At 72.7% G+C, this 25,296-nt stretch carries 24 protein-coding genes; 14 read left to right on the plus strand and 10 right to left on the minus strand.

Annotated elements, in window-relative coordinates; genetic code table 11:
- The first annotated feature begins 70 nt into the window (after nucleotides 1-70).
- The 5 genes from AB0A97_RS00455 to AB0A97_RS00475 all read left to right on the plus strand — a co-directional run bounded on the left by AB0A97_RS00455 (nucleotide 71) and on the right by AB0A97_RS00475 (nucleotide 4,664).
- On the plus strand, nucleotides 71-841 hold the full coding sequence (locus AB0A97_RS00455) for an IclR family transcriptional regulator (protein WP_361142394.1): 771 nt from the start codon (nucleotides 71-73) through the stop codon (nucleotides 839-841).
- 68 nt (nucleotides 842-909) lie between these two features.
- Entirely contained in the window at nucleotides 910-2,154 is a 1,245-nt protein-coding gene (locus AB0A97_RS00460) for a histidine kinase (RefSeq protein ID WP_361145093.1), read from the plus strand.
- Between the two features lie 83 nt (nucleotides 2,155-2,237).
- On the plus strand, nucleotides 2,238-2,891 hold the full coding sequence (locus tag AB0A97_RS00465; protein ID WP_361145095.1) for a response regulator transcription factor: 654 nt from the start codon (nucleotides 2,238-2,240) through the stop codon (nucleotides 2,889-2,891).
- A gap of 361 nt (nucleotides 2,892-3,252) precedes the next feature.
- Nucleotides 3,253-3,759 carry a hypothetical protein gene (locus tag AB0A97_RS00470; RefSeq protein ID WP_361142397.1) on the plus strand — a complete coding sequence of 169 codons (507 nt, stop codon included), beginning with the start codon at nucleotides 3,253-3,255 and terminating at the stop codon, nucleotides 3,757-3,759.
- Nucleotides 3,760-3,971: 212 nt separating this feature from the next.
- The gene (locus tag AB0A97_RS00475; RefSeq protein ID WP_361142399.1) at nucleotides 3,972-4,664 is read left to right on the plus strand and encodes a class F sortase; all 693 of its coding nucleotides are present in this window, start codon (nucleotides 3,972-3,974) and stop codon (nucleotides 4,662-4,664) included.
- A gap of 72 nt (nucleotides 4,665-4,736) precedes the next feature.
- On the opposite strand, the gene AB0A97_RS00480 is transcribed toward AB0A97_RS00475, so the two are convergent.
- From AB0A97_RS00480 to AB0A97_RS00490, 3 genes are all read right to left on the minus strand, one after another.
- On the minus strand, nucleotides 4,737-5,645 hold the full coding sequence (locus AB0A97_RS00480; protein ID WP_361142402.1) for a hypothetical protein: 909 nt from the start codon (nucleotides 5,643-5,645) through the stop codon (nucleotides 4,737-4,739).
- Between the two features lie 310 nt (nucleotides 5,646-5,955).
- Complete coding sequence (locus tag AB0A97_RS00485) at nucleotides 5,956-7,215, minus strand: hypothetical protein (protein ID WP_361145098.1); 1,260 nt, start codon at nucleotides 7,213-7,215, stop codon at nucleotides 5,956-5,958.
- The gene (locus tag AB0A97_RS00490; RefSeq protein ID WP_361142404.1) at nucleotides 7,215-8,159 is read right to left on the minus strand and encodes a 5-dehydro-4-deoxyglucarate dehydratase; all 945 of its coding nucleotides are present in this window, start codon (nucleotides 8,157-8,159) and stop codon (nucleotides 7,215-7,217) included. The genes AB0A97_RS00485 and AB0A97_RS00490 overlap by 1 nt, the downstream gene beginning before the upstream one ends.
- A gap of 316 nt (nucleotides 8,160-8,475) precedes the next feature.
- Between AB0A97_RS00490 and AB0A97_RS00495 the strand changes: the two genes are divergently transcribed.
- The 3 genes from AB0A97_RS00495 to AB0A97_RS00505 all read left to right on the plus strand — a co-directional run bounded on the left by AB0A97_RS00495 (nucleotide 8,476) and on the right by AB0A97_RS00505 (nucleotide 11,026).
- Nucleotides 8,476-9,285, plus strand: a complete 810-nt coding sequence (locus tag AB0A97_RS00495) for an NAD(P)-dependent oxidoreductase (protein WP_361142407.1) — start codon at nucleotides 8,476-8,478, stop codon at nucleotides 9,283-9,285.
- A 149-nt stretch (nucleotides 9,286-9,434) separates the two neighbouring features.
- Nucleotides 9,435-9,707: a GlsB/YeaQ/YmgE family stress response membrane protein gene (locus AB0A97_RS00500; RefSeq protein WP_030021300.1), complete on the plus strand. Its 273-nt coding sequence runs from the start codon at nucleotides 9,435-9,437 to the stop codon at nucleotides 9,705-9,707.
- A gap of 83 nt (nucleotides 9,708-9,790) precedes the next feature.
- Complete coding sequence (locus AB0A97_RS00505) at nucleotides 9,791-11,026, plus strand: TerD family protein (RefSeq protein WP_361145101.1); 1,236 nt, start codon at nucleotides 9,791-9,793, stop codon at nucleotides 11,024-11,026.
- Nucleotides 11,027-11,191: 165 nt separating this feature from the next.
- On the opposite strand, the gene AB0A97_RS00510 is transcribed toward AB0A97_RS00505, so the two are convergent.
- Nucleotides 11,192-11,599 carry a hypothetical protein gene (locus tag AB0A97_RS00510; protein ID WP_361142411.1) on the minus strand — a complete coding sequence of 136 codons (408 nt, stop codon included), beginning with the start codon at nucleotides 11,597-11,599 and terminating at the stop codon, nucleotides 11,192-11,194.
- Nucleotides 11,600-11,739: 140 nt separating this feature from the next.
- Between AB0A97_RS00510 and AB0A97_RS00515 the strand changes: the two genes are divergently transcribed.
- Together AB0A97_RS00515 and AB0A97_RS00520 are read left to right on the plus strand one after the other, a co-directional pair.
- Nucleotides 11,740-13,086 (plus strand): hypothetical protein, encoded by a 1,347-nt coding sequence (locus tag AB0A97_RS00515; protein WP_361142414.1) that lies wholly within the window; start codon nucleotides 11,740-11,742, stop codon nucleotides 13,084-13,086.
- Nucleotides 13,083-13,640 carry a flavoprotein gene (locus tag AB0A97_RS00520; RefSeq protein ID WP_361142417.1) on the plus strand — a complete coding sequence of 186 codons (558 nt, stop codon included), beginning with the start codon at nucleotides 13,083-13,085 and terminating at the stop codon, nucleotides 13,638-13,640. The genes AB0A97_RS00515 and AB0A97_RS00520 overlap by 4 nt, the downstream gene beginning before the upstream one ends.
- A 31-nt stretch (nucleotides 13,641-13,671) precedes the next feature.
- Here the strand turns inward: AB0A97_RS00520 and AB0A97_RS00525 are convergent, their stop codons facing one another.
- The 3 genes from AB0A97_RS00525 to AB0A97_RS00535 form a co-directional block, all read right to left on the minus strand.
- Entirely contained in the window at nucleotides 13,672-14,310 is a 639-nt protein-coding gene (locus tag AB0A97_RS00525) for an HAD family hydrolase (protein WP_361142419.1), read from the minus strand.
- Nucleotides 14,311-14,340: 30 nt separating this feature from the next.
- Nucleotides 14,341-15,450, minus strand: coding sequence for an LLM class flavin-dependent oxidoreductase (locus AB0A97_RS00530; RefSeq protein WP_361142422.1), 1,110 nt, complete (start codon nucleotides 15,448-15,450; stop codon nucleotides 14,341-14,343).
- A gap of 85 nt (nucleotides 15,451-15,535) precedes the next feature.
- On the minus strand, nucleotides 15,536-16,999 hold the full coding sequence (locus AB0A97_RS00535) for an alkaline phosphatase PhoX (RefSeq protein WP_361142425.1): 1,464 nt from the start codon (nucleotides 16,997-16,999) through the stop codon (nucleotides 15,536-15,538).
- Between the two features lie 505 nt (nucleotides 17,000-17,504).
- Here AB0A97_RS00535 and AB0A97_RS00540 point away from each other — a divergent pair.
- Complete coding sequence (locus tag AB0A97_RS00540; RefSeq protein WP_361142427.1) at nucleotides 17,505-18,662, plus strand: hypothetical protein; 1,158 nt, start codon at nucleotides 17,505-17,507, stop codon at nucleotides 18,660-18,662.
- A gap of 23 nt (nucleotides 18,663-18,685) precedes the next feature.
- A complete protein-coding gene (locus AB0A97_RS00545) occupies nucleotides 18,686-19,126 on the plus strand; it encodes a hypothetical protein (RefSeq protein ID WP_361142429.1) in 441 nt (146 codons plus the stop codon).
- Between the two features lie 163 nt (nucleotides 19,127-19,289).
- Here AB0A97_RS00545 and AB0A97_RS00550 read toward each other — a convergent pair whose 3' ends face one another.
- The gene (locus AB0A97_RS00550; protein ID WP_361142432.1) at nucleotides 19,290-20,813 is read right to left on the minus strand and encodes a hypothetical protein; all 1,524 of its coding nucleotides are present in this window, start codon (nucleotides 20,811-20,813) and stop codon (nucleotides 19,290-19,292) included.
- 370 nt (nucleotides 20,814-21,183) lie between these two features.
- Here AB0A97_RS00550 and AB0A97_RS00555 point away from each other — a divergent pair, with 370 nt between their 5' ends.
- Complete coding sequence (locus AB0A97_RS00555; RefSeq protein ID WP_361145104.1) at nucleotides 21,184-22,953, plus strand: endonuclease/exonuclease/phosphatase family protein; 1,770 nt, start codon at nucleotides 21,184-21,186, stop codon at nucleotides 22,951-22,953.
- A gap of 86 nt (nucleotides 22,954-23,039) precedes the next feature.
- Nucleotides 23,040-23,951 carry a 4-hydroxy-tetrahydrodipicolinate synthase gene (gene dapA, locus AB0A97_RS00560; protein WP_361142435.1) on the plus strand — a complete coding sequence of 304 codons (912 nt, stop codon included), beginning with the start codon at nucleotides 23,040-23,042 and terminating at the stop codon, nucleotides 23,949-23,951.
- Here dapA and AB0A97_RS00565 read toward each other — a convergent pair.
- Together AB0A97_RS00565 and AB0A97_RS00570 are read right to left on the minus strand one after the other, a co-directional pair.
- Entirely contained in the window at nucleotides 23,908-24,714 is an 807-nt protein-coding gene (locus AB0A97_RS00565; protein WP_361142438.1) for an EI24 domain-containing protein, read from the minus strand. The two genes, dapA and AB0A97_RS00565, sit on opposite strands and share 44 nt — an antisense overlap.
- Before the next feature lie 57 nt (nucleotides 24,715-24,771).
- Entirely contained in the window at nucleotides 24,772-25,275 is a 504-nt protein-coding gene (locus tag AB0A97_RS00570) for a hypothetical protein (protein WP_361142441.1), read from the minus strand.
- Nucleotides 25,276-25,296 lie beyond the last annotated feature (21 nt).

The following is a 25,296-nucleotide window of genomic DNA, read 5'->3' on the forward strand; positions in this document are numbered from 1 at the left end:
CGCCGTCCCAGGTGGTGAATGTGACGTCCGCTGGGACTCTATGGCTGTCCGAACTGAGGGGTCAAGGCCGATGGCCGCTGCCGAGACCACCGGAGCGCAGGTCAAGTCCGCGGTGCGCACGGTGGAGTTGCTGGAGTACTTCGCGGGCCGCCCCGGTATGCACAGCCTCGCCGCCGTCCAGGAGGCCGTCGGCTACCCGAAGTCCAGCCTCTACATGCTGCTGCGCACCCTCGTCGACCTCGGCTGGGTGGAGACCGACGCCACCGGCACCCGGTACGGCATCGGCGTGCGCGCCCTGCTGGTCGGCACCTCCTACATCGACGGCGACGAGGTGGTGGCCGCCGCCCGCCCCACCCTGGACCGGCTCGCCGACGACACCACCGAGACCATCCACCTGGCCCGGCTGGACGGCACCAACGTCGTCTACCTCGCCACCCGCCAGTCCCAGCACTACCTGCGCCCCTTCACCCGCGTCGGCCGCCGGCTGCCCGCCCACTCCACGTCCCTGGGCAAGGCGCTGCTCGCCACGTACACCGACGACCAGGTACGGGCGCTCCTCCCGGAGAAGCTCGACGCCCTCACCGAGCACACCGTCACCGACCGCGAGCAGCTCATCGAGGAGCTGCGCCTGGTGCGTGAGCAGGGGTACGCCGTGGACCGCGAGGAGAACACGCTCGGACTGCGCTGCTTCGGCGTGGCGGTCCCGTACCGCACCCCGGCGCGGGACGCGGTGAGCTGCTCGGTGCCGGTGGCCCGGCTGACCCCGGGGCACGAGCAGTTGATCAAGGACGCGCTGTTCGACGCGCGGGACCGGCTGACGCTGGCTACGCGACGCCTTTGAAGATCACCTTGAAGGCCGTCCCGAAGCCCGGCGCGACGCCCGGCGCGTCACGAACGAGCGGGGCGCGGCTGTTCCTCGGCCGCTGGGTGCATCTCGTCCTCGGCGGCGCCCTGCTGACCCCTTTCTTCCTGCTGGCGGCGCTCGTCGTCCCGCTCACCTTCGACGAGGTGAACCCCTTCAGCGACTTCCCCTGGCAGTTCGCCGCGTTCGCCTTCGCGCTGCCGCTCGCCGCCCTGGGCGCGCTGCTCTTCCCGCTGCTGCGCACGCTGGAGGCGACGGCGGCGCGGTCGCTGTGCGGCCTGCCCGCCGACGTGACGGCGGAACTGGCCGAGGAGCCCGCCGACTCGTGGGCCGCCCGGCGGCGTACGGCCCTGTGGTTCGTGGCGCACCTGGCCGCCGGCGGAATCGTCAGCGGTATGACACTGGCGGCGCCGCCCGCCGCCGTGATGCTGCTCCTGCTGCCGGTCACGGACCCGCTGCGGCACCAGGAACTGGGCTGGCCCGACCTGGCCGGCGGCCTGCTCGGCCCGCTGACCGGGCTCGGCCTGCTCGTCCTGGTGGCGGGCACCACGTGGGCGGGCGGCCGGCTGCTGGCCCGCCTGGCGCCCGTACTGCTCGGCCGTACCCCCGCCGACCGCCTGGCCGCCGCCGAACGGCGCGCCGCCGACCTCGCCTCCCGCAACCGGCTCGCCCGCGAACTGCACGACTCCGTGGGGCACGCGCTCAGCGCGGTCACCCTCCAGGCGGGCGCGGCCCGCCGGGTGCTCGACGCCGACCCCGAGTTCGCGCGGCAGGCGCTGCTCGCCATCGAGGAGACCACCCGCGGCGCGGTCGCCGAACTCGACACCGTACTGGGGCTCTTGCGGGAGGACGGGGACGGCCGGGCCGACGCACCCGCACCGGAACTGGGCGCCCTGGGCGCGCTGCTGGACCGCACCCGCGCCGCCGGGCTGCGGATCGACGCGAACGTCGACGACGGGTGCGGGCGGCTGCCGACGCTGGTCTCGCGGGAGGCGTACCGGATCGTCCAGGAAGGTCTCAGCAACGCGCTGCGGCACGCCGGTACCGTACCGGTCCGGCTGCGGATCGCCCTGGACGCCGACGAGCTGAGGATCACGGTGGAGAACCCCATGCAGAGAGACGACGCGGCCACGCCGAGCGAGACGGCCGCGGCCACACCCCGCCCGGGCGGCGGTCGCGGCCTGCCCGGCATCACCGAACGCGCCCGTCTGCTGGGCGGCCAGGCCCGGGCCGGGGGCCGCGACGGCGTGTGGCGGCTGACCGTACGGCTCCCCCTGGGGGCATCGCGGTGAGCGGCACGGACGAGGGCCGCGCGGACGAGGAGCGCGCGAACGGGGAGCGCGCGGACGCCCGTACCGGCACCGCCGCTCCCCCGCTGCGCATCGTCCTCGCGGACGACGAGCGGATGGTCCGTACGGCGCTGCGCGCGATCCTCGGCGCCGAGCCGGACATGGAGGTCGTCGGCGAGGCGGCCACCGGCGCCGAGGCGGTGCCGCTGATCCGCGAACTGCGCCCGGACATCGTGCTGATGGATGTACGGATGCCGGAGATCGACGGCATCCGCGCGACCGAACAGGTGCTGACGGCCATGGCGGAACCGCCGCGGATCATCGTGGTGACGACCTTCGAGAACGACGCGTACGTGTACGACGCGCTGCGCGCCGGCGCCAGCGGCTTCCTGCTGAAGCGGGCCGGCGTGGAAGACCTGGTGCAGGCGGTGCGGATGGTGGCACGCAGCGATTCGCTGCTGTTCCCGGCGGCGGTACGGGAGCTGGCCGCCCGGTACGCGGGGGCGCGCGCCGCGCGCGAGTCGGCGCGGGCCCTGCGGGCGCGTCTGTCCGACCGTGAGGCGGACGTGCTGCGGCTGATGACCAAGGGCCTGACGAACGCGGAGATCGCGGACCGGCTGACGGTCGGCCCGGCGACGGTCAAGACGCATGTCGCGGGGGTGCTGGCCAAGCTGGGCGTGCGGGACCGGACCCAGGCGGTGATCGCGGCGTACGAGAGCGGGTTCGTCCGGCCGGGGTGATCCCGCCGCCGCATCCCCGGTCCCCTGGCCCCCGCCCCCCGACCGCCCCCGGGCCACCCCTCGGGCACCCTCCGTAACACCCGATTACGCAGCGCCACTACCACATTCCGCGCGAAATATCCGTCACCCGTTCATCCCAATCCGCAACGTCACCGAACGTCACGACCACCTAGCCCCTGACCTGCCGAAACATAACCGATCATGCGCGACACGCCGACGGTGCACGGGAGTTCTGACATCGCGTCAACAGGCTCCCGGCGCGCCCGGCCGCTTACCTCGATTGCAGGAGGCGCGGAATTCCCCCAACTTCCTTTGCGGCGCTGTGGTGTGCCGCGGTCCGTGCCTCGTGGAGGTTCGTCCCATGCGTTCCACTCGCGTTCTCACCGGTGCGGCGCTGTCCGTCGCCGCCCTCGGCCTGTCCACCTCCGCGGCCTTCGCGGCCACCGGCAGCATCGAGGTGACGCCCAACCCGGTCAAGGCCGGCAACTCGGTCAACCTCAACAGCAGCGCCTGCGGCAAGGACGGCTCGGCCACCGTCGACGCCAGCACCCTGGGCGCCGGCCGGATCACGCTGTCGTCGAAGAACCAGACGCACACCGAAAACGTGCAGGGCTCCCTGCGGGTGCCGGCCAGCACCAAGCCGGGCAACTACGGCATCGGCGGCAAGTGCGCCAACGGGACGGAGATCTCCGGCACGGTGCGGGTCTCCTCCGGCACCACCCCGCACGGCAGGACGAAGACCGGCCTGGGTACCACCAGTGAGAGCTCCAGCACCACGGAGATCGTCGCCGGTGCGGGCGTCCTGCTGGCGGCCGCCGCCGGTGGCGTGTGGATGGTGCGCCGCCGCCGCGCGGACGACTCGGCCTGACCCTTCCGCGGGCCCGGCCCTTCCGCACCCGGAAGCGCCGCCCGGCACCGGCACCGCCCGGCCGCCGGACCGCGTCCCCGCCTCCCGGACCCGTCTGCCGCATTCCGGGAGGCCGGGGGCCGCGCCCGGCACCCCAGCCGTGACCGTGACCCGTCGGACGCGATCGATCCGGCGGCCCGACGGTCCGCAGCACACCCGGAGGCACGACAGCCATGGGACACACCCCCCGCCGCCGCGGCGACCAAGGGCTCATAGCCCTGCTCACCGCGGGCGCGATGGGCACCGGCATCTGGCTGATAGGCCACGGCGCGCAGGCCCAGGCGCCACCGCCGCAGCCCTCCGCCGACCAGGGGTTCGCCGCGGGCCCACAGCACCCCGGGCCGTCCGCGGCCCCCGCCCCGCCGCCTCCGCCGATGCCGGCCTCCCGGCCGCTGCGGGTGCGTATCCCGTCGGTCGGCGTGGACGCGCCGCTGATGCGCCTCGGTCTCGACGAGAGCGGCGGCCTGGCGACCCCGCCGCAGGAGGACAAGAACCTCGCCGGCTGGTACGCGGACGGCAACACGCCCGGCACCACCGGCACTTCACTGATCGCGGGCCACGTCGACAACCGCTCCGGGCCCGGGGTCTTCTACAACCTCGGCTCCCTGAAGAAGAACCACAAGGTGGAGGTCGTCCGCGCGGACGGCCGGACCGCGGTCTTCTCCGTCGACGCCGTCGAGGTCTACGACGGCGAGGACTTCCCCGACAAGAAGGTCTACGCGCCTGCTTCCCGGCCCGAACTACGGCTGATCACCTGCGGCGGCGGCTTCAGCAAGGCCCGGCAGGAATACCTGGGCAACGTGGTGGTCTTCGGCCACCTGACCGGTACGAAACGCGAACCCGCCCCGCGCGCGAGCGACGGCTGACCCCCGGCGCCGTGCCCCCGGACCAGGCCCAGGTCCAGGCCCCGAGCCTGCCCCTCTTCCTTCTTCCCGGCCTCAGCCGGGGATGCGGTTGCCGCGCCCGTTGAGCGCCATCCGGTTCCAGGTGTGCCGCCGTCCGCGGACCGCGACGGAGTAGGCGTAGAGCAGTTCCGGATCGCACATGCCCGGCAGGAACGCGTCCCCGAAGTGGTGCGCGTCCACCCCGATCTCCTTGGCGGTCAGCGCCAGTTGGGGCACGATGTCGGCGTGCGCGCCCTCCTGGCTCGTACCGATCGCCCCCATCACCACCGCGCCCGCGTCCTGCACGGCGGCGACCGCCTCGGCGGCCCGCTCCTTGGTGAGGCCGGGCAGGGTGCCGGGCAGCGGCAGGACGACGCCGTCGGCGCCCGCGTCCACCAGCGCGGTCAGCCGTCCGGCGGTCACCCGCTCGGGGTGCCCCGCGTGGTGCATCTTGCCGGACCACAGCGCCACGTCGTCGCCGAGCCCCCGGCGCAGTTCGTCGGTGACCCTGGCCAGGCCGTCGAAACTGCCGCCGGTGCCGGGGTTGGCGGTCAGACAGAGCAGGGCGGCGCCCATGTCGACCAGCCGGCGGGCCTGCTCGGGCCCGGCCCTGCGGATCTCCGGCACGTCGCCCGGTTCGAGGTTGACGCCGATCGGACGGCCCACGTACGAGGCGAGGTCGGCGAAACTGGTGAAGGTGCCCAGTCCGGGCAGCCGCAGATACTCCCCGTCCCAGGCCCGCTCGATGAGGTTGAGGACGACGATGTCCGCGCCGAAGGCGGAGACCAGCTCGATGTTGTGCACGCCCGCGCGGCCGTCGGGGTGCGGGGAGAGCGCCGCGCGCTCGGCGAAGACCTCGGCGATCATCGTGCGGCCCTCGGCGGCGGCGACCGCCTCGGTCAGCTCCCGGCCCCGCAGCGAAGCCAGTTCCTCCCGGTCGAGGTCGAGGATGCGCTGTGTCATGACGTTCCTTCCAGGTCTGCTCGTGGTCGTGTCCGCCGTCGTGCGCGCGGTGCACTCGCGGGTGTGAGCGGCGGCGAACACGCTGACGTCTCCGGCGCGCGGCCCTGGCCGTACGGCGAGGAGCACGGCCGCGAAACGGAACGCGTTGTAGTAGATCACCGTGCGGTACGGACGGAGCGGAACGGGCGGGGCGGTCTTGACAGGGCGGCACGGGGTTCTTCGCCCCCTGCCGACGGCGGACGGCGGACGGCGGGCACCGCCTCCGCACGGCCGCCGCCCGCTGGCGTTTCCGTACGGCCGCCAGCGTTTCCTACCGCTTCCGTACAGCCGCCAGTCCACGCCGCACGGCCGCCAGATCCCCGTCGCCCGCCAGACCCGCGTGATAGAGCCGCAGCTCGTCGGCGCCGAGGGCCGCGGCGTGCGCGGCGTCGGCGGCGAGGGCGCCGGGGCGGCCGCCCATGGCGGTGACGACGGTGAGGTTGGCGGCGACGACGGGGGTGGCGGGCGTGTCCGGGGACGTGGCCGCATGGGTCCGTGCCTCCGCGAACGGCACCAGCGCGTCCGTACGGGCCGCGTCGTCACCCGTGCACGGCACCACCACCCCGTCGGCGTGCGCGAGGACGTCCGCCGGGTCGACGCCCGCGTTCGCGCCGCAGCGGTGCCCGGCCGGGTCGGCGTGCAGCAGCACGCGGAATCCGTCGTCCGCGGCGGCCCGTACGGCCGCGACGGCCTCCCGCTGGAGCGTGCGCGCGGCATCCTCGCGCCACCTCCGTACGAGCCCCGCCAGCTCACCGCCGAGCAGTTCCCCGACCTCGCGCCACTCCCCCGCCCGCCCCTCACCCACCTCGCCGCAGGCCCCCTCTCCGTCTCCGCCGCCCTCCGCGCCCGCCCATACCGGCTGCAACGCCCGTACGACCGCGTTCCGCACCTCCCGCGCCGGCACGCCCAGCGCCGTGTACCCCGCCTCGCAGACCTCGCAGAAGCACAGGGACATCAGGTACTGGGCAGCGCCGGAGAGCGGCACGCCGCCGGTCTTGTCGTGGGCGTGCGGGTGGGTCAGCCCGTACCAGCCGCAGGACTCCAGCTCGGTGCCGCGCGCGCCGGGCCGTACCGCCGCCTCCGCTGCCAGGTCCCGCAGGTAGGCACGTACCTCGGGCCGGGCGATGCAGGGCGCCCACGGATAGCGGTCGCCGTAGGCATTGCGTACGGCGATGGCGGGGTGCTCGGTGCCCAGGCGCGTGTTGTGGGCCAGTACGACCCAGCTGTGCACCTCCAGGCCCACGTCCGCCAGCGCCCTTGCCGCCTCCCCGAAGGGGTCCCGGCCTGCCACCCAGTCCTGTCCGTACGGGCGCAGGGCGCGGCCCGCCCAGCGTTCGGTGTCCGGCGGGTACAGGACGGCCGCGTGCCGGGCGGTCACGACGCGGTGGCGGGGGTGGCGCGGGGTCAGCGCCCGGGTGGAGTGATAGGCGGCGGCCAGCGTGGCCTGCTGGACGCCGAGGTCCGCGACGCGGCGGGCGGCGCCCGGATCGCCGGCCACGTCCCACGGATACAGGAACGCGGCGGCGCGCATCACCGGCCGCCCGTAGCGCCGACCAGCGCCAAGCCCTGTTCGATCAGCGCGGCCAGTGCCTCGACATGTTCCGGCGCCGGTTCGCCGAGCGGCGGCCGGACCGGCCCGACGTCCGTCCCGCGCAGCCGTACCCCTGCCTTGACCAGCGAGACCGCGTATCCCCGCCCCTGGTTGCGCAGCTCGACCAGCGGCCGGTAGAAGCCGTCGATCAGCCGGCCGGCCGTCGTGTCGTCGCCGTCTTCGAGGGCGCGGTGGAAGGCGGTGGCGATCTCCGGGGCGAAGGCGAAGACGGCCGACGAGTACCGGCGGACGCCGAGCCCGCGGTAGGCGAGGCCGGTCAGCTCGGCGGTCGGCAGCCCGTTGAAGTACAGAAACTGCTCCTCCGCCGCCTCGGTACGCACGGCACTGATGGTCCGCTGCAGCAGGTCCAGGTCGCCGAGGCCGTCCTTGAGACCGATGATGCCGGGGGTGCGCGCGAAGGCGGCGACGGTGTCCGGGGTGAAGACGGCGTTGTCGCGCTGGTAGACGATGACGGGCAGCGCGGTGGCGGCGGCGAGGTCGGTGTAGTGCCGCAGCAGGCCCGCCTGGTCGGCGACGACGAGGTACGGCGGCATGGCCAGCAGCCCGTCGGCGCCGGCCGCTTCGGCGAGCCGGGCGTAGCGCGCGGCGAGCGCGGTGCCGTACCCGGCGCCGGCCAGCACCGGGACCCGCCCGGCCGCCTCCTGGACGGCGGCGGCCACACAGTCCCGGAACTCCTCCGGGGTCAGCGCGTGGAACTCGCCCGTACCGCAGCAGGCGAAGACGGCGGCCGCGCCCGCGTCGACACCGGCGCGTACATGGGCACGGAAGGCGGGCAGGTTCAGAGCGCCGTCGGGGCCGTACGCGGTCACGGGGAAGAACAGCAGTCCGTCGAGGCGGTCGGCGAGCGGCGGGGCTGAGGTCACGGGCTCTCCCTGACATGCTCGTACAGGAGGCGCGTACGGGCGCGGTGACGCCACCACCTCTGCACATGCACGTCCCTGACTGGTGTCCACATTCATGAACGCGTTCACGCTAGGGCAGCGCTCCAGGACCGGTCAAGGCCCCGAATCGGCCGCGTCGCCCCCCGAAATCCCTCCCCCGCCACCGCACTTGCCCGTCCCGCCGAGCACCTTGCCCCGGTCCGGCGCGCCTTCCTATGGTGACTGCGATCGTCCACTTACCTGAACGCTGTCCGCGGATGAAGCCGTACGTACGCCCGAGCCCGCCCGGAGGAGCCCCATGCCCGCACCCCGCACCGTCCTGCTCACCGGCGCCGCCGGCGGCCTCGGCACCCTGATGCGCGAGCTGCTGCCCCCGTACGGCTACCGGCTCCGGCCCCTCGACCGGCGGACCATCGACGACGCGCCGGACGCCGTCACCGCCGACCTGGCCGACAAGGAAGCCCTCCGCGCGGCCGTACGCGGCGTGGACGCGATCGTCCACCTCGCCGGGATCTCCCTCGAAGCCCCCTTCGAGAAGATCCTGCGCGCCAACATCGAAGGCACCTACCATCTCTACGAGGCGGCGCGCGAGGAAGGCGTCCGCCGCGTCGTCTTCGCCTCCTCCAACCACGCCGTCGGCTTCACCCCGCGCCCCGCCGACGGCTCCGGCGCGATCCCGGTGGACACCCCGCGCCGCCCCGACACGTACTACGGCCTCTCCAAGGGCTTCGGGGAGGACCTCGCCTCCCTCTACTGGGACCTGCACGGCATCGAGACGGTCTCCGTCCGCATCGGCTCCTGCTTCCCGCGGCCCACCACCGTCCGCATGCTGTCGATCTGGCTGAGCCCGCCCGACTGCGCCCGCCTGCTGCACGCCGCGCTCACCGCCGAGGGCGTCGGCCACACCGTGGTCTACGGCTCCTCCGCCAACACCCGCCTCTGGTGGGACCTGACCACGGCCCGCTCGCTCGGCTACGCGCCGCAGGACGACTCCGAACCGTACGCGGCCGAACTCCTCGCCGCGCACGGCGCCCTCGACCCCGCCGACCCCGAACACACCCACCTGGGCGGCTCCTTCTGCGTGAACCCGCCCCTCTGGCCGTACTGAGAGCCTCTGGCCGTACCGAGGGCCCGTCGCCTCACGGAGACACCCGCGCCACGGCCCGACAGCCGCCGACGCAACCCGCCCCGCCCTCCCGGCGTCCTTGTCTACGTATCAATCAGTTGCGCAACCGCGCAGGAAACGAGGAACGCACCATGGGTATCGTCAGCTGGCTCGTACTGGGACTGATCGCAGGCGTCATCGCCAAGGTCCTGCTGCCCGGACGGGACCCGGGCGGACTCGTCGGCACCACCCTCATCGGCATCGTCGGCTCCTTCATAGGCGGCTGGCTCTCCACGAAGTTCCTGGACAAGCCGATCCCGAAGGACTTCTTCGAGCCGTCGATGTGGATCGCCGCCATCGCCGGTTCCCTGGTGCTCCTCATCGCCTACCGCCTGCTGTTCGGCAACAGCCGCGAACGCCGCTGACCCCGGACGGGGCACCGGCCCTGTCCGGCCCTCGGTAATGGAACCGCAAAGGAAGGCCACTCGTTATCCCCGGCATGACCGCTATGACTCCTGGCTCGAACCTCCCGCTCACCGCCTCGCGGGTGGCGGTGGACGTCACCGCGCCCGTGCGGCTCGATGTGTCGGGCCTGCTGCTCACCGCCGACGGCAAGGTGCGTTCCGACGACGACTTCGTGTTCTACAACCAGCCGGCCGGCCCGGGCGTGACCCACACGTCCGGCGCGGGCGGCGCGGGCGACACGATCACGGTGGACACCGCGGCGGTGCCCGCCGGCATCGAGAAGATCGTCGTGACCGCCAGCCTGGACGCGCCCGGCGCCACCTTCGCCGGCACCGAACCGACCGGCACGGTCCGCAACGCCGCCGACGGCAGCGTCATCGCCTCCTTCACCCCGCCCCAGCTCGGCGCGGAGACCGCCCTCGTCGTCGTCGAGATCTACCGGCGCAACGGCGCCTGGAAGGTCCGCGCCGTCGGCCAGGGCTACGCGAACGGCCTGGCCGGCATCGCCACGGACTTCGGCGTCTCCGTCGAGGAACCGGCCATGCCGGCGGCCCCGCAGGCTCCTCCGGCCGCGCCTCCCGCCGCCCCCACGCCCCCTCCTGCCGCCCAGTGGGGCCCGCCCACCGGCGCCCCGGCCCCCATGGCTCCGCCCCCCGCGGCAGCCGCCCCCGCTCCCCCCGCCGCTCCCGCGCCCGGCGCCGGCAAGATCAACCTCGACAAGGGCCGCGTCAATCTCCAGAAGAACCAGACCGTCTCCCTGGTCAAGGGCGGCCAGCCGCTGCTGTCCTCCGTCCGCATGGGCCTCGGCTGGGAGCCCGCCTACCGCGGCAAGGACATCGACCTGGACGCGTCCGTGATCGCCTACGGCCCGGACCGCAAGAAGGTCGACAACTGCTTCTTCGGCAAGCTCCAGATCCTCAACGGCGCCATCCAGCACTCCGGCGACAACCTCACCGGCGAGGGCGCGGGCGACGACGAGGCCATCACCGTCCACCTCGGCGGCATCCCCCCGCAGGTCACCGGCCTGGTCTTCACGGTCAACTCCTTCTCCGGCCAGAAGTTCTCCGACGTCGCCAAGGCCTACTGCCGCCTGCTCGACGCCCAGACCGGCGAAGAACTGGTCCGCTTCGACCTGACCCACTCCGAACCGCGCACCGGCGTCATGATGGCCAAACTCATCCGCCAGTTCTCCGGCGAATGGGAAATGACCGCCCTGGGCGAATTCGTCGACTCCCGCACGGTCCGCGGCATGGTCAAGCCGGGGGGCGCGGCGCTCTGACCGCGTCAGGGGCGGCACCCTTCACCCGGTTGCCGCCCCTGCGCCGTCGCGCCCGCTTCTCCTCGCACCCCGCACACCTCCCGATATCGGCGCCGCCCCCGTTGGCGGTGTGCACCGTCCCAATCACGATCACGTCCCGTACGGCGCCGCAGTCCGCACACCCGATCACCGCCCGGCCCCCACCGCGATGACCGCCGCCCGCAGCGCCACCGGACTCGTGACCGACGCACCAACCTCCGGCCGCATCCGCCACCCCAGCAGCTCGCTGCACATCTCCAGCCCCGGCACAAACAGAGCCGCCCCCATGCTCGCGTCCTCCCACGGGGGCAGCCGAACGCCACCGGCCGTCCCGGCGGGCACCATCCAGCACGTCCCGGCCGGACGCCGGTGATCCTCGATGACGGCCCCGGACCGGCCACCCAGCCGGCTCAGGACCCGCTCCCCGGCCGGCCGTCCCAGCCACACCACATCCACCCCGAGCGCGGCCACGTCACGCACCACACGCAGCCCCGCTCCACGGGGAATCCAGTCGGGCAGGGAGACGGGTGCGCTGCTCTTCGCGGAAATCGTCATGCGGCCAAGAACACCGGGTCCAGCGCTCTCGGACGAGGCAGCGCAGGAGGCAACCCTTGAGGACATCGGCCAGGACATTCGCATCCTGGCCAGTTCTCCGCACCCTTACGCTGGGCCGAGACGCAGCACGGAGGTTCGCCATGCCAGGCCCCCCGGGGAATCCGCTTCTTGTCAGCGCCCGTATCCGTGCGGGCCTGCACACTCAGGACGATTTCGTCATCGCCTTCCAGGACAAGGCGTTCGAGCTGGGCATCGACGCGACGGTGACGGTGCGCCAAGTACGGCGCTGGGAATCCCCGGCCCCGGGATGGCCCCACCCCACGGCCCGGACCGTGCTCACAGCTCTCTTCGGACGCCCGCCCGAAGCCCTCGGTTTCCGGCGCCGCGTCCGGCCGCTGCCTCCGGAAGCGCATGGCGCGTCCGCTCCGTCCCGGGACGAAGGCGCCATGCGGCGTCGGACCTTCGTGTCCCACTCTCTTGCCGTGGTCGGCTCGGCAACGATCCCCACCGGTCCCGGCGATGTGCTGCCCGTCCCCGGCTCCGATCCGCTGGACGGCATCCGCGACGTTCTCACCGGCACGGTGTGCGAGCAGGAACCGGGCACCGCCGAGTCGCTGCGCCGGGACCTCACGGAAGCCAAGCGACTCGTTCAGGCATGTGGCTACGCGCGGCTCGCACAGCAGTTGCCCGCTCTCCTGATCCGGTTCGAGCACCCCGGGACCGCGCTGCTCGAACAGCGGGCCCTGGACCTGCTTGCTGTCCACGCCTACCACGTGGCAGCAACCCTGCTCCTCAAGTACGACGACGCGGCATCGGCCTGGATCGCCGCCGAAAAGGCGGCAGCAGCGGCCCGGCGGACCGAGAACCCGTCAGCGATCGGCGCGGCCTACCGGATTCTGACCCATGCCATCGCCACCGTCGGCCATCGTCGGCAGGCGGTGCGCATGGCGATAACAGGTGTCGACCGTCTCGGTGGGCAGGTGAACAGGTCAGCGCCCGACAGCGTCGCGGTCTTCGGCGCGCTGCTGTTGCGCGGGGCGTGGGCCGCCGCGCTGGGCGAGGACCGGGACGCGGCAGCGGAGTTGCTCGACGAAGCCGAACGTACCGCCGCGTTGCTGCAAGAAGCGACAAATCGCCAGTGGACCGCGTTCGGAGCCGGCAACGTGGCACTGCACCGTCTGTCGATCGCGCTCGCACTCGGCGACGCAGGCCACGCCCTGCAAGCGGCGCGGACCGTCGTCCCCGCGCAGCTCGTGGTGGCCGAGAGGCGAGCGACGTACTGGTCGGACGTAGCACGCGCGCTGCACGCCTGCGGCCGTACGGAAGCAGCGGTCCGTGCGCTGCTGGCTGCGGAGAAGGCCGCGCCGGAGGAGGTACGGTCCCGTACCGTGACGCGGGAACTGATCGGGGAACTGCTGCAACGTGACTGCGCCGGGCGCGTGCCCCTGCTTCGTGCGCTGGCCCACTGGGCGCAGGTGCCGGCATGACCACACCGCGAGTGCTCTACCTCATCGCCTGTGCAGCCGGACCCGCCACACGCCTCGTCCGCCTGGTCGAGGCCGCCGTGGCCGACGGGTGGGAGGTGTGCGTGATCGCCACGCCCGCGGCCGAAGCAGGTGGGTTCCTCGACGTTCCCGCCGTCGAGTCCGCCTCCGGCCGCCCCGTACGGAGTGTCTGGCGCCGGGCGGGCGAGGCGAAGCGCAATCCGCCGCCCGATGCGGTGATCGTCGCACCCATGACGATGAACTCCGTGAACAAATGGGCCGCGGGCATCGCCGACACGTACGCCCTCGGCCTGCTCACCGAAGCGGTCGGACTCGGGCTGCCGGTGGTCGCGCTGCCGTTCTGGTCCACGGCGCTGGACGCGCACCCGGCCACCCGGCGCTCGGTGCGGACACTGCGGGACCTGGGGGTTCATGTGCTGTACGGCCCCGGCGCGTGGGAGCCCCACTCTCCCGGGACCGGTGGTGAGCAGGTGGACAGCTATCCGTGGCGCCTGACGTTGGACATGGTCGAGGAGTTGGCCGGAAGCCGGCCGTAAGGCGTTTCACGCCTGGGCCGCTGCGGCCGGCTCACGGTGCGAGGAGCGCCGGCAGCTCGGCCAGACTGTCGATGCGCCAGTCGGCCCGTTCCGTTTCCTGGCTGTCGGCCCACAGATATCCGTGCACGCCACGCCGTACGTGTACGGTCCGCAGCCCTGCGGCAAGCGCGGGCGCGATGTCGTTGGCCGGGTTGTCGCCGACGTACACGATGCGCTCCGGGGTGGCCCCGGCGAACGCGACGACCCTCCGGAAGAAGTCCGGATGCGGCTTGGCCACTCCCCAGTCTCCCGATGTCGTGACGGCGTCGGCGGGCAGCCCCAGGTCACGCATCAGTTCACCGGCGCGGACCGTCCGGTTTCCCGCGATCAGGACCCGGATTCCGGCCGCGCGCAGCGCACGGAGCGCCGGACGTGCGTCCGGGTACAGTTCCGATTCGTCCAGGCGCTGGCCCCGTCCGGCCGCTCCACGTGCACGGTACTCGGCTCCGACGTCGACGCCGGGCCTCAGCAGGCGGATGGCGTCCGCGCTGTCCCTTCCCTGGGCGACCACAGCCCCGACGAGCCCGGACAGCATGTGACGGGGCACGTTCAGCCGATCCGCCCGGTCACCCCAGTACCGCTCGTCACTGACGAGAGTCCCCCCGATGTCGAACACGACCGCTTCGATCATGTGTCCTCCCCTGGATGACGCGGCGCCTTCTCACACCTCTGCCCGATCCGGCCGCCCCGCTCCCTCCAGCCCCACCACCCGCCCCAGCCGCTCATACGACTCCACCAACCCCGCCCGGTCGTACGTACTGGTCGTCACCAGGAATTCGTCGGCGGCGGTCTCGGTGAGGAGGGTGTCGAGTTGGGCGGCGACTTCGGGCTCCGTGCCGTGGATGTGGCCGGTCAGGGCGGATTCGTACAGGTCGCGTTGTCTTGGCGGCATGGACGGTTCGCGGGCGGCGATCGACTCGGCCGGTTCCAGGGGTGGGAAGACGCCATGGGTGCGGGAGTAGGCCATCGACCAGGCTTCGGGGAGGAGGAGGTCGCGGGCCTGTTCGCGGGTTTCGGCCACGGCGACCGTGCCGGAGACGATGACGTACGGGCGGGGCCAGAGCGGGGAGGGCTCGAAGGCGGCGCGGTAGCGGTCGACGGCTTCGCGCATCGCGTCGCGGCCGCGCAGGTCGCCGATGACCAGGGCCAGTCCGGCGCGGGCGGCGATGTCCGCGCCCGCGCCGGTGGCCAGGACGAAGGCGGGGACGTGCAGACCCTCCGCCGGGCGGGCGTGCACCTGGGGGTGAGGGCGCGGGCCGTCGGTGAAGTAGGCGGTCAGTTCGGCGAGTTGGGAGGCGAAGGAGTCGGCGGCGTCCTTGTCGGAGCCGAGGGCGCGGCGGATGCCGTCGGTGAAGCCGACGGACCGGCCGAGGCCCATGTCGATGCGGCCGGGGAAGAGGGACGCGAGGACGCCGAACTGTTCGGCGACGACCAGCGGGCGGTGGTTGGGGAGCATGACGCCGCCCGTCCCGACCCGGATACGGGAGGTCGCGGAGGCCACCGCGGCGGCGAGCACGGTCGGCGCGGACCCGGCGACGCCCGGCACGCTGTGGTGTTCGGAGACCCAGAAGCGGTGGTAGCCGAGCGCTTCGGCGTGCTGCGCGAGGGCCACCGTGTCGCGGAGCGCCTCGGCCTCCGGGTGGCCGAGGCGGGTGCGGGAGCGGTCGAGGAGGGAGAAGGGGGTGGTCCGGAGGCGGCCGGCGGGCGCGTCCGCGGTCCCGGCCGCCTCCTTCTCGGGTGCCTGGGTCGTCGTGCTCGTCCGCGTGCTCACCCTCGGTACAACGTGCGCGTTCCGGCCGGGATTCCTGGAGGGGCACGCCAGGTACGCCGCCTCAGGAACCCCGGCCGTGCAGCGGTCACCGCTGCCGCCGCCACGGCCCCGTGATCGCCAGCATGATCCCCGGTTCCTGGATGTTGGCGAAGAGGGTGCGGCCGTCCGGGGAGAAGACCGGGCCGGTGAATTCGCTGTACTCGGGGTCGTCGGCGGTGCCGATGTTGAGGTCGTTGCGGGCGATCGGGTACGTACGGCCGTCGTCCGTGGCGCCGAAGAGGTGCTGGACGCCCTCGCCGTCCTCGGCGATGATCAGGCCGCCGTACGGGGAGACGGTGATGTTGTCGGGACCGTCGAAGGCGCCGTCCCGGCCGGGGTCGGGGTTGACGCCGAGCCGTACCTTCAGGGTCAGGGTGCGGCGGCGCGGGTCGTAGAACCAGACCTGGCCGTCGTGGCGGACCGGGCTCTCCGCGCGGGCGTACGAGGAGACGACGTACGCGCCGCCGTCGGCCCACCACATGCCTTCCAGCTTGCGGGCGCGGGTGATCATCCCGTCGGTGAACTGCTTGCGTACGGGGGTGTGGCGGGCGTCGCGGTCGGGGACCTCGATCCAGTCGACGCCGTAGACCGTGCCGGTCCTCGTGGCGCGGGAGAGGTCGTCGACGAACCGGCCGCCGGAGTCGTAGCAGCGCGGCGCGGCCAGGACCCCCGCGTCGTCGGCGAGTGTGCGGAGCCGCCCGCGGCCGTGCTGGAAGCCGTGCGGCGGGGTCCAGCGGTAGAAGAGGCCGTTGGGGCGGTCGGCGTCCTCGGTGAGGTAGAGGTGTCCTCGGTCCGGGTCGACGACCACGGCTTCGTGGGCGTAGCGGCCCAGGGCCTTGAGGGGGCGGGGTTCGCGGGCGGCGCGGAGGTCGTGCGGGTCGACTTCGAAGACGTAGCCGTGGTCCTTGGTCATGCCGTTCCGGCCAGCCTTGTCCTCGGTCTCCTCGCAGGTCAGCCAAGTTCCCCAGGGGGTGCGTCCGCCGGCGCAGTTGGTGGAGGTGCCGGCGATGCCGACCCGTTCGGAGACGTGCGTACCGTCCCGGGAGATCTCCACGACGGTGCAGCCGCCGGCCGCCGCCGGGTCGTAGACCAGGCCCTCGGCGAGCGGCACGGGGTGCGGCCACTGCGCACGCGGCCCCTTCAGCTCGTGGTTGTTGACGAGCAGGGTGGTGCCGCGCGGGCCCCGGAAGGCGGCGGTGCCGTCGTGGTGGGAGGGGGTGGGCTCGCCGGTCTCCAGGGTGGTGACACCGGTCCGGGTGATGATCCGGTACGAGAATCCGGCGGGCAGCGCCAGAATGCCCGCCGGGTCGGGGACCAGCGGCCCGTACCCCGGTGTGCGCCCGTGCGCGCCGGCGGCCGGGGCGGGCCCGTCCGCCTCCGTGAGCCCCTGTTCCGGGACCTGCTGCCCGATGGCGCCGGGCGCCGTGGCCAGGACGCCCACGCTGCCGGTCAGTGCGACGCCCGCGCCTGCGGCGGAGCGCTTGGCGAAGTCCCTGCGGGTGAGCGGCATGGTCATCTCCTGGACGGCCGGTTCGGTGTGCTCGGTCCCTGCGCCGCACACCCTCGCGCGCCCCGGCGAACACCGGTTGAACCCGACACGACGCCGCGATGTCCGGAAGCGTTCCTCCACAGCCCGGAAAACCATGGCAAACAAGGTCATCAACGGCATCTGCGCAGCAAGCGCAAGATTTATCGCGTACCTCCTTGACCGCCGACCGGCCCGGCAATAGACAGTCCCTACCTGCATCACCCGTAGGGAGAGCGGAGAATCCGCGGCTGCACGGAGCTGCCCGGGGAGCAGTCCGTGCCGGGTTCCCGCCCTCCCCTGAGAGCCCGCCGCCGTGCACGGCCCGGGCTCGTGAAGCGAACGCGGTCCCGCCCCGCAGCCGTAGCCACCCGTCCGCAGGAGCACTCCCGCCCGTAGGAGGGCTCCCGCCCGTACGGCCCGTCCGTACGGCACCGGGCGCACGGCTGAGAGCCGCGCGGGACGCCCACCGGGGAAGAGGTGGTCTGGTGTGAACCAGCCCGAGATGATGCGTGGACCCACCGGAGGTCAGGTCAGCGACACCTCCCGCCAACAGGCACTTTCCGACTTCATGCACCCGCAGAACCCGACCGCGAACGTCGTCGGCTTCGGGCACGGGGTGAAGTGGACCAACGGCGAGCCCACGGGCGAGGAAGCCGTCCTGGTCTTCGTCACGCAGAAGGTCCCGGAGTCGATGCTCCCCGAACGGGACGTGATCCCCCGGGAGATGGACGACGGCACCCCGACCGACGTCCTGGCCGTCGGCCACATCTCCGCGCAGGCCCAGCAGCGCGTACCGAGCGGTCAGGGCCGGTCGATGGCGCAGGAGCAGGGCCTCGGCAGCAACGGCGGCCGGATGGGCGCGCTCACCCAGCCGCTGCTCGAAGAGCTGAGCCAGCTCGGCAGCGCCCTGGAGCCGCAGCTCCTCAAGCGCCGGATGCGCCCCTGCCCGGCCGGCTTCTCCGTCGGCAACGTGCAGGTCACCGCGGGCACGCTGGGCAGCGTGGTGTACGACTTCCTGCCCGGCGCCCAGACCAACCCGCCGGCGCCCGGTCTCGGCGTACCCGGCAAGTTCTACATCCTCAGCAACAACCACGTGCTGGCGGACTCCAACCGGGCGCCGCTGGGCAGCTCGGTGCTCCAGCCGGGCAAGTTCGACGGAGGTACGGACCCGGCGGACCGGATCGGCACGCTGGACCGTTTCATCTCGATCCAGTTCGCCCCGCAGATCCCGCTGACGCAGCACAACAACGTGGTGGACGCGGCCCTCGCGAAGATCGAGTTCGAGGACGCCACCCGGCAGCAGTACTTCAGCGGCGCGCCGCGCGCGTGGCGCCGCAAGTCGTCGGTCGCGGTGGGCGACCTGGTCAAGAAGACCGGCCGGACCACCAACATCAGCTTCGGACGGATCGTCTCCACCGACGCCACGGTCGACGTCAACTACGGCACGGCCGGCACGGCGCGCTTCAAGGACCAGATCATGACCACGAACATCTCGGCGGGCGGCGACTCCGGTTCGCTGGTCACCTCGCTCGACAACGTCGCGGTCGGACTGCTCTTCGCGGGCTCGTCGACGGTCACCGTCGTCAACCACATCGAGACCGTCCGCACGCTGCTGCGCGTCGAGATCGCCGAGCAGCTGGCCTGACCCATCGAGCCCGAGGGAGAGCCATGTCCAGCGCAGCGCAGAAGAGGAAGGGTCCGGGCCGCGAGCACCAGTTCGTCAACGCCCAGGGGTCCGAGGTCAAGACCCGCGACGAGGCGTTCGCCGTACAGCGCGAGGTCTCGGCCGAAGCCCTCCAGGTCACCCAGAAGATGGCGCTCCACAACCAGGCGCTCACCTTCGACATGGAGATCAACTACAACCCGAACACCAACGCCGTCACGGGCGGCCGGATCACCTCCGGCATCTGCGGCGCCCCGTGGGACATCACCGGCGGCTCGATCGGCAGCTCGCTGCGGATCGACGCCAAGCGTCCGGGGACCGGCGGCAACTGCGCCACGACCGTCACCATCATCGGCCAGTTCCAGGTCCCGCTGTCCTACCGCGGCACCTACGGCTTCAACGGCCAGTCCACCACGTTCAACTGCGTGACCCAACTGGTGTGCTGACGGCGCACCGCCGCGGAAGACGCCGGCGGGCGGCCGGAGCACCGAAATGCTCCGGCCGCCCGCCGGTCGTCACGTGGAGCCGGGAGGCCCCTCCTGCCAGGAAGCCGCGGACGCTCAGCCCCCCTGCCAGGAAGCTCGCCCCCTGCCACGAAGGAGCGAACGCTCAGCCCCCCTGCCGGGACCGCGCCTTGAACGCGGCCTTGCGGGCCTCCTTGGCGGTCTTCTTGTCCGGGTGGAGGCGGCCCATGGCTTCCAGGACGTCGGACGTCGCCGGGTGGTCCACCCGCCAGGCGGCGTCGAAGAAGCCGTTGTGCTGACCTACCACGCCCTCGACGAGGCCGCGCAGCTCGGCCGCGCTCTCCTCGTCGGCCTCGGCCGCGCCGAGCTGTGCCGCGATGGTGTCCACGGTCAGCCAGAAGATCATGTCCTGGGACGGCTCGGGGATGTCGGCCGCACCGCGCTCGGCGAGCCAGACCCGGGCCAGACCGCCGAGCTGCCCGTCGTCGAGCACCTCGCGCAGCGCGGGCTCGGCCTCCGCTCCGGCCAGCGACAGCGTCTGCTGGCAGGCCAGCCGGCGCCGCGGCCCGTCCTCGTCGTCGCCGCGGGCGGCCGAGAGCAGGTCACGGGCGGCGTCGACGGGCGTACGGGCGGCGAGCCACTGCTCGGACTCGGCCTGCGCCAGGGGCTCCGGGTAGTCGGGCAGCGCGTCCAGAAGGACGTCGGCGCCCTTGTCGGTGAGGTCGCCGACGGCCGGCGCGTCGACGCCCGCGTCCAGCATCCGGGCGCGTACGGCGTAGACGCCGAGCGGGGTGAGCCGGACCATGCCGTACCGGGAGACGTCCTCGTCCTCCAGGGGCTCGGCCGGCCGCACCGTGGCGCCGTCCTCGTCCAGCTCCTCGATGAGCGCCTCGTCCACCGGCTGGTAGTCGACCAGGCCGATCGGCTGCAGCACCCGGAACTGGTCGTCGAGCCGCATCATCGCCTCGGAGACCTCTTCGAGGATGTCGTCGGTGGGCTCGTCCATGTCGTCCGGGACGATCATGGAGGCGGCCAGCGCGGGCAGCGGTACGGCCTGCGCGGGGTCCTCGTTGAGGGCGGTGAGCAGGTAGAGGTTGCCGAGGATGCCGTCCAGCAGCTCGGCCTCCTCCTCCGGGTTCCAGTCGATCGCGTCCAGGTCCAGTTCGCCGCCCTCGGCGATCTGGTCGGCGATGTCGGAGAGGTCGGGCGCCACGGCGTCGGCCAGTACGGTCTCCATGCCGCCGAGCCAGATGTCGAGGATGTCCTGCGGGCTGCCGGAGGTCAGCAGGGACAGTTCCTCGCCGGGAGCGGCGGTGCCGGTGGCGGCCTCGGGCAGCTCGTCGCCGTCCTCCGCGCTCTCCCCGGTCTCCGCGTTCTCCTCGGCGTCCTCGGTCTCCTCGATCTCCACCAGTCCGGTGTCGACCGCGAGCTGCCAGGCTTCGGCGGCGTACCCGGCGCCGTCCTCGTCCCCGGCCAGACCGAGGTGGTCGACGGCATCGGCCAGCCGCTCCTCAAGGAGCTCGCCGCCGACTCCGACGGGGACGCCGGCCTCGGCCCAGCGGGCCAGCCGCGCGGCACGGGCGAAGAGCGGTGCGCTCAGCGCGTCCCGCGCCAGCTCCGCGTCGGAGTGCAGCCGCACCGGCGGCAGGGTGGGGCGGTCTGCGGACATCTCGGGCTCAGCTCCTCGTGCGGACTACGGCTCGTGCGAAGCCCCAGCGTAGACGGAATTCCGTGCAACTCGGGCGGTTCACCTTGGTTTCCGTTCCCGGACACCCGGCGAGCCTTGACAACTGCCGTGGCCACACAAGAGATTGACGCGCGTAGAGGCTGCCGGACCGTTTCCGCTCCGCTGCGTTCACGCCTTTCATCCGCTGTTCCCCACCCCCTCGCCCGCCTTCCGGAGGCTCTCCGTGTCCGCGCAGATACCGCCGCACACCCCACCGCACGTACCGCCGCACGAACCGATCCGTACGAGCCGTACGCCCCGCCGCCGCGCCCTGCGCAGGCCCGCCACGCTGACCGCGCTGGTCGCCGCCGCGCTGACCGGCGGGCTGCTCGCCGTACCGCAGACCGCGTCCGCCGCGGTCACCCGCATCCACGACGTCCAGGGCACGACCCGGATCTCGCCGTTCGCGGGCCGGCAGGTCGCCGACGTGCCCGGTACGGTCACGGCGGTACGGGCCTTCGGCTCGGCCCGCGGCTTCTGGGTGCAGGACCCGCGGCCGGACCGCGACCCGGCCACCAGCGAGGCGATCTTCGTCTTCACCGGCAAGCAGACGCCGAAGGCCGCCGTCGGCGATTCCGTACGGGTCTCCGGCACGGTCAGCGAGTACTACCCGGGCGGTGAGCAGGCCGGCCTCCAGTCCGTCACCGAGATCACCGACGCCACCTGGACCGTGGCGTCCGCCGGCACCCCGCTCCCGGCGGCCGTCGAACTGACCGCCTCCACCGTGCCGGACCGATACGCCCCGTCCGCGGGCGGCAAGAGCATCGAGAACCTGCCGCTGCGCCCGAACGCGTACGCCCTGGACCGCTACGAGTCCCTGGAGGGCATGCGGGTCTCGCTCGCCGACGCCTCCGTCATCGGCCCCACCAGCACCCACAACGAGCTGTGGGCGACCGCCGAGCCCCGCCACGGCCGCACCGTGCGCGGCGGCGCGCTGTACGGCTCGTACCAGGACCCCAACCCCGGCCGCATCAAGATCACATCGCTCATCCCCTTCGCCCAGCGGCCCTTCCCGGTCGCCGACACCGGCGACCGGCTGACCGGCACCACCGCGGGCCCGCTGGACTACGACAACTTCGGCGGGTACGGGATCGCCGCCACCGAACTGGGCACGCTCGACGACCGCGGCCCGGCCCGCGAGACCACCCGCGAGCAGCGCGCCGACGAGCTGGCCGTGGCCACGTACAACGTCGAGAACCTCTCCCCGAAGACACCGCCCGCCAAGTTCGCTCGGCTCGCCGAGGCGCTGGTGAAGAACCTGGCGGCACCGGACATCGTGGCGCTGGAGGAGGTGCAGGACGACAACGGCCCGACGAACGACGGAACCGTCTCGGCGGACGCGACCCTCAAGCAGCTCACCGACGCCGTCAAGGCCGCCGGCGGCCCCTCTTACGCGTGGCGGCAGATCGACCCGGTGAACAACCAGGACGGCGGCCAGCCCGGCGGCAACATCCGTACCGCGTTCCTCTTCAACCCCGCCCGCGTCTCGTTCACGGATGTCGCCGGGGGCGACGCCACCACCCCCGTCCAGGTGACCGGGACGCACGGCAGGCCCCGCCTCACCGCCTCGCCCGGCCGCATCGACCCCGGCAACACGGCCTGGGCCAACAGCCGCAAGCCGCTCGTGGGCCAGTTCTGCTTCCGGGGCCGCCCGGTCTTCGTCGTCGCCAACCACTTCAACTCCAAGGGCGGCGACCAGGGCCTCGACAGCCGCTTCCAGCCGCCGGCCCGTACGTCGGAGACCCAGCGCGTCCAGCAGGCCGAGGCGGTGCACGGCTTCGTCGAGGACGTCCTGGCCGTGGACCCGAGGGCCGATGTCGTGGTGGCCGGCGACCTCAACGACTTCCCGTTCTCCCCCGCCCTCAAGGCCCTGACCGCCGGCGGCGTCCTCACCGACCTCGTCGACCGCCTGCCGCGCGGCGAGCGCTACGGCTACGTCTATCAGGGCAACTCACAGGTACTGGACCACATGCTCACCAGCCGCCACCTGCGCCGCGTGGACTACGACATCGTGCACATCAACGCGGAGTACGCGGACCAGTCGAGCGACCACGACCCGCAGGTGCTGCGCCTGAAGCCGTAGCACCCCGCTCGCCGTAGCACTGCTTACCTTTTACGGGAGCACATCTAAGTAGACCTGAAGACTACGGTGGGGTCAGACTCCGCTCCATGATCTCGACGAGCAGCGTCCCGTCCCCACCGCCCTTCGGCCGCACCACCGCCGCCATGATCACCCCGTTCCGCGCCGACGGCGGCCTGGACCTCGACGGTGCCCAGCGCCTCGCCGTCCACCTCGTCGGCGAGGGCTGCGACGGCCTCGTCCTCAGCGGCACCACCGGCGAGTCCCCCACCACCACCGACGCCGAGAAGGAGGCCCTGATCAGGGCCGTCGCCGAGGCGGTCGGCGACCGGGCGCGGATCACCGCCGGGGTCGGCACCAGCGACACCCGGCACACCGTCGAACTGGCCCGCGCCGCGGTACGGGCCGACGCCCACGGCCTGCTCGTCGCCGCCCCTGCCTACTCACGCCCCGGCCGGGAAGCCGTCGCCCACCACTTGCGTACGGTCGCGGACGCCACCGACCTCCCCGTGATGCTCTACGACATCCCCGGCCGCACCGGCACCGGTACCGCACTCACCGCCGACATCCTCCAACGGCTCGCGGAGCATCCACGCATCGAGGGTGTCAAGGACTGCGCGTACGACCTCATGAAGACCGCGAAGATACTGGCCTCGACCGGCCTGGCCTACTACGCGGGCTGCGACGAGCAGACCCTCCCCCTGCGCGCGATGGGCGCCGTCGGCTGCGTCAGCACGGTGGCCAACGCCGCGCCGCGGGAGGTACGGGCCGTCCTCGACGCGTACGACGCGGGCGACCCGGCCGAGGCCACGCGCCGCTACCTCCGCCTCGTACCGCTCGTCGAAGCGATGACGGGGACGGAACACCCCGGCGCGGTCACCGCCAAGGCCCTGCTGAACGTGCTCGGACTACCCTCCGGACCGGTCCGCGCACCCCTTCTGGCAGCAGGCCCCGCAATCACCAGCGAGCTGGCGACGGCCCTGAAGACGGCGCAGCAGTAGCCTCCTCCGCTTCCCCCTCGTCCCCATCCTCACCTGAGAGATCACGGACCAGAAGCGTCGCCCCCGCCACCGCCCCCGGCATCAGGAACACGGCCACGAACGGCACCAGGAACAGCAGCACCAGCGGAGTGCCGAACCCGACGGCGAGCCCCTTACGGCCGCGCAGCATCCGCAGGCGCTCCCGCACCGGGATACCGCGCCGCTGCATCGCCACCGAGGTCAGCTCCACCGTCAGGAAGAACCCCGACACACAGAAACCGATCGCCGGCACCACGGTCTGCCCAACGACCGGCACGAACCCCAGCACAAAGAAAAGCAGCCCGAACCCGGCAGCCCGCACCAACACATGCACACTGTCCCTGAGCGAGATCCACAGCTCCCGCCACAACGACAGTCCGGTACCCGGCGGGCAGCCGCCCTCGCTCTCCTCCACCTTCTCCGACAGCGACTCGTAGAACGGGTCGCCGATCAGCAGCGTGACGGCGGTGAAGGTCAGTACGGACAGCAGCAGACCGCCCGCGAACAGCAGCGCGACGAACAGCCCGCGCAGCAGCCCCTGCCAGGGCGATCCCCAGCCGTCGGCGAAGGGCGTCGCCCAGGCCGCGAGGTCACCCGCGAAGAAGGCCAGCGCGACCAGCGCCCCCGCGTACAGCACGAGGGCGATGAGCGCGGGAATCATCCCGAACCCCCACCACCGGCCGTGCCGGGCAACCCAGCGCTGCCCTTTCCCCAGGTACCCCGTTCCCGCCACAAGATCGCGCATACGCGTCAGCCTAGACGGCGCCCGACCGGCCTCCGTCTCCGTACGGTACGGATACGGTCACGAAACCCTGCCGCCGCCGGTGAACCGCGCCAGCTCCCGCTGCAACCAGTCGAGCCGGGCCTGCATGAGCGAAGCCTCAGCAGCCAGCTCGGGCACCGACCGCACCTCGGACACCGCCTCCTCCTTGCCCTCCGGCTCCCCCGGCTCCCCCGGCTCCCCACCCGCAACGATCCGCAGCGGCCCGCCCCCGCACCGTACGAACTCCGCGAAGCTCACCGCCGTCCACGACGCGAACGCCGTACGCCCACGCCGGGCGGCGCACTCCGCGCAGACGGCCGTCAGCACCCGCCAGCCCGTACGCCCCCACCCGGCATCCGCGAACGCGCACGGCATCCGGCCGCACGCACACGCGCCGACCCGCGCCACCCGCACCCGCTGCCGCTCGTACCGCATCCCGCGCTCGAAACGGATGTACGCCCCGAGCACGGTGACCTCCAGCAGCACCGCTCTCCGGTGCTCACCGGCACACGCCAAGGCCAGCGCCTGATCGAACGTATGCAAGCAGTAGAACCCACAATCACA

This window comes from Streptomyces sp. NPDC045470, assembly GCF_040646595.1.
Lineage (GTDB): Bacteria > Actinomycetota > Actinomycetes > Streptomycetales > Streptomycetaceae > Streptomyces.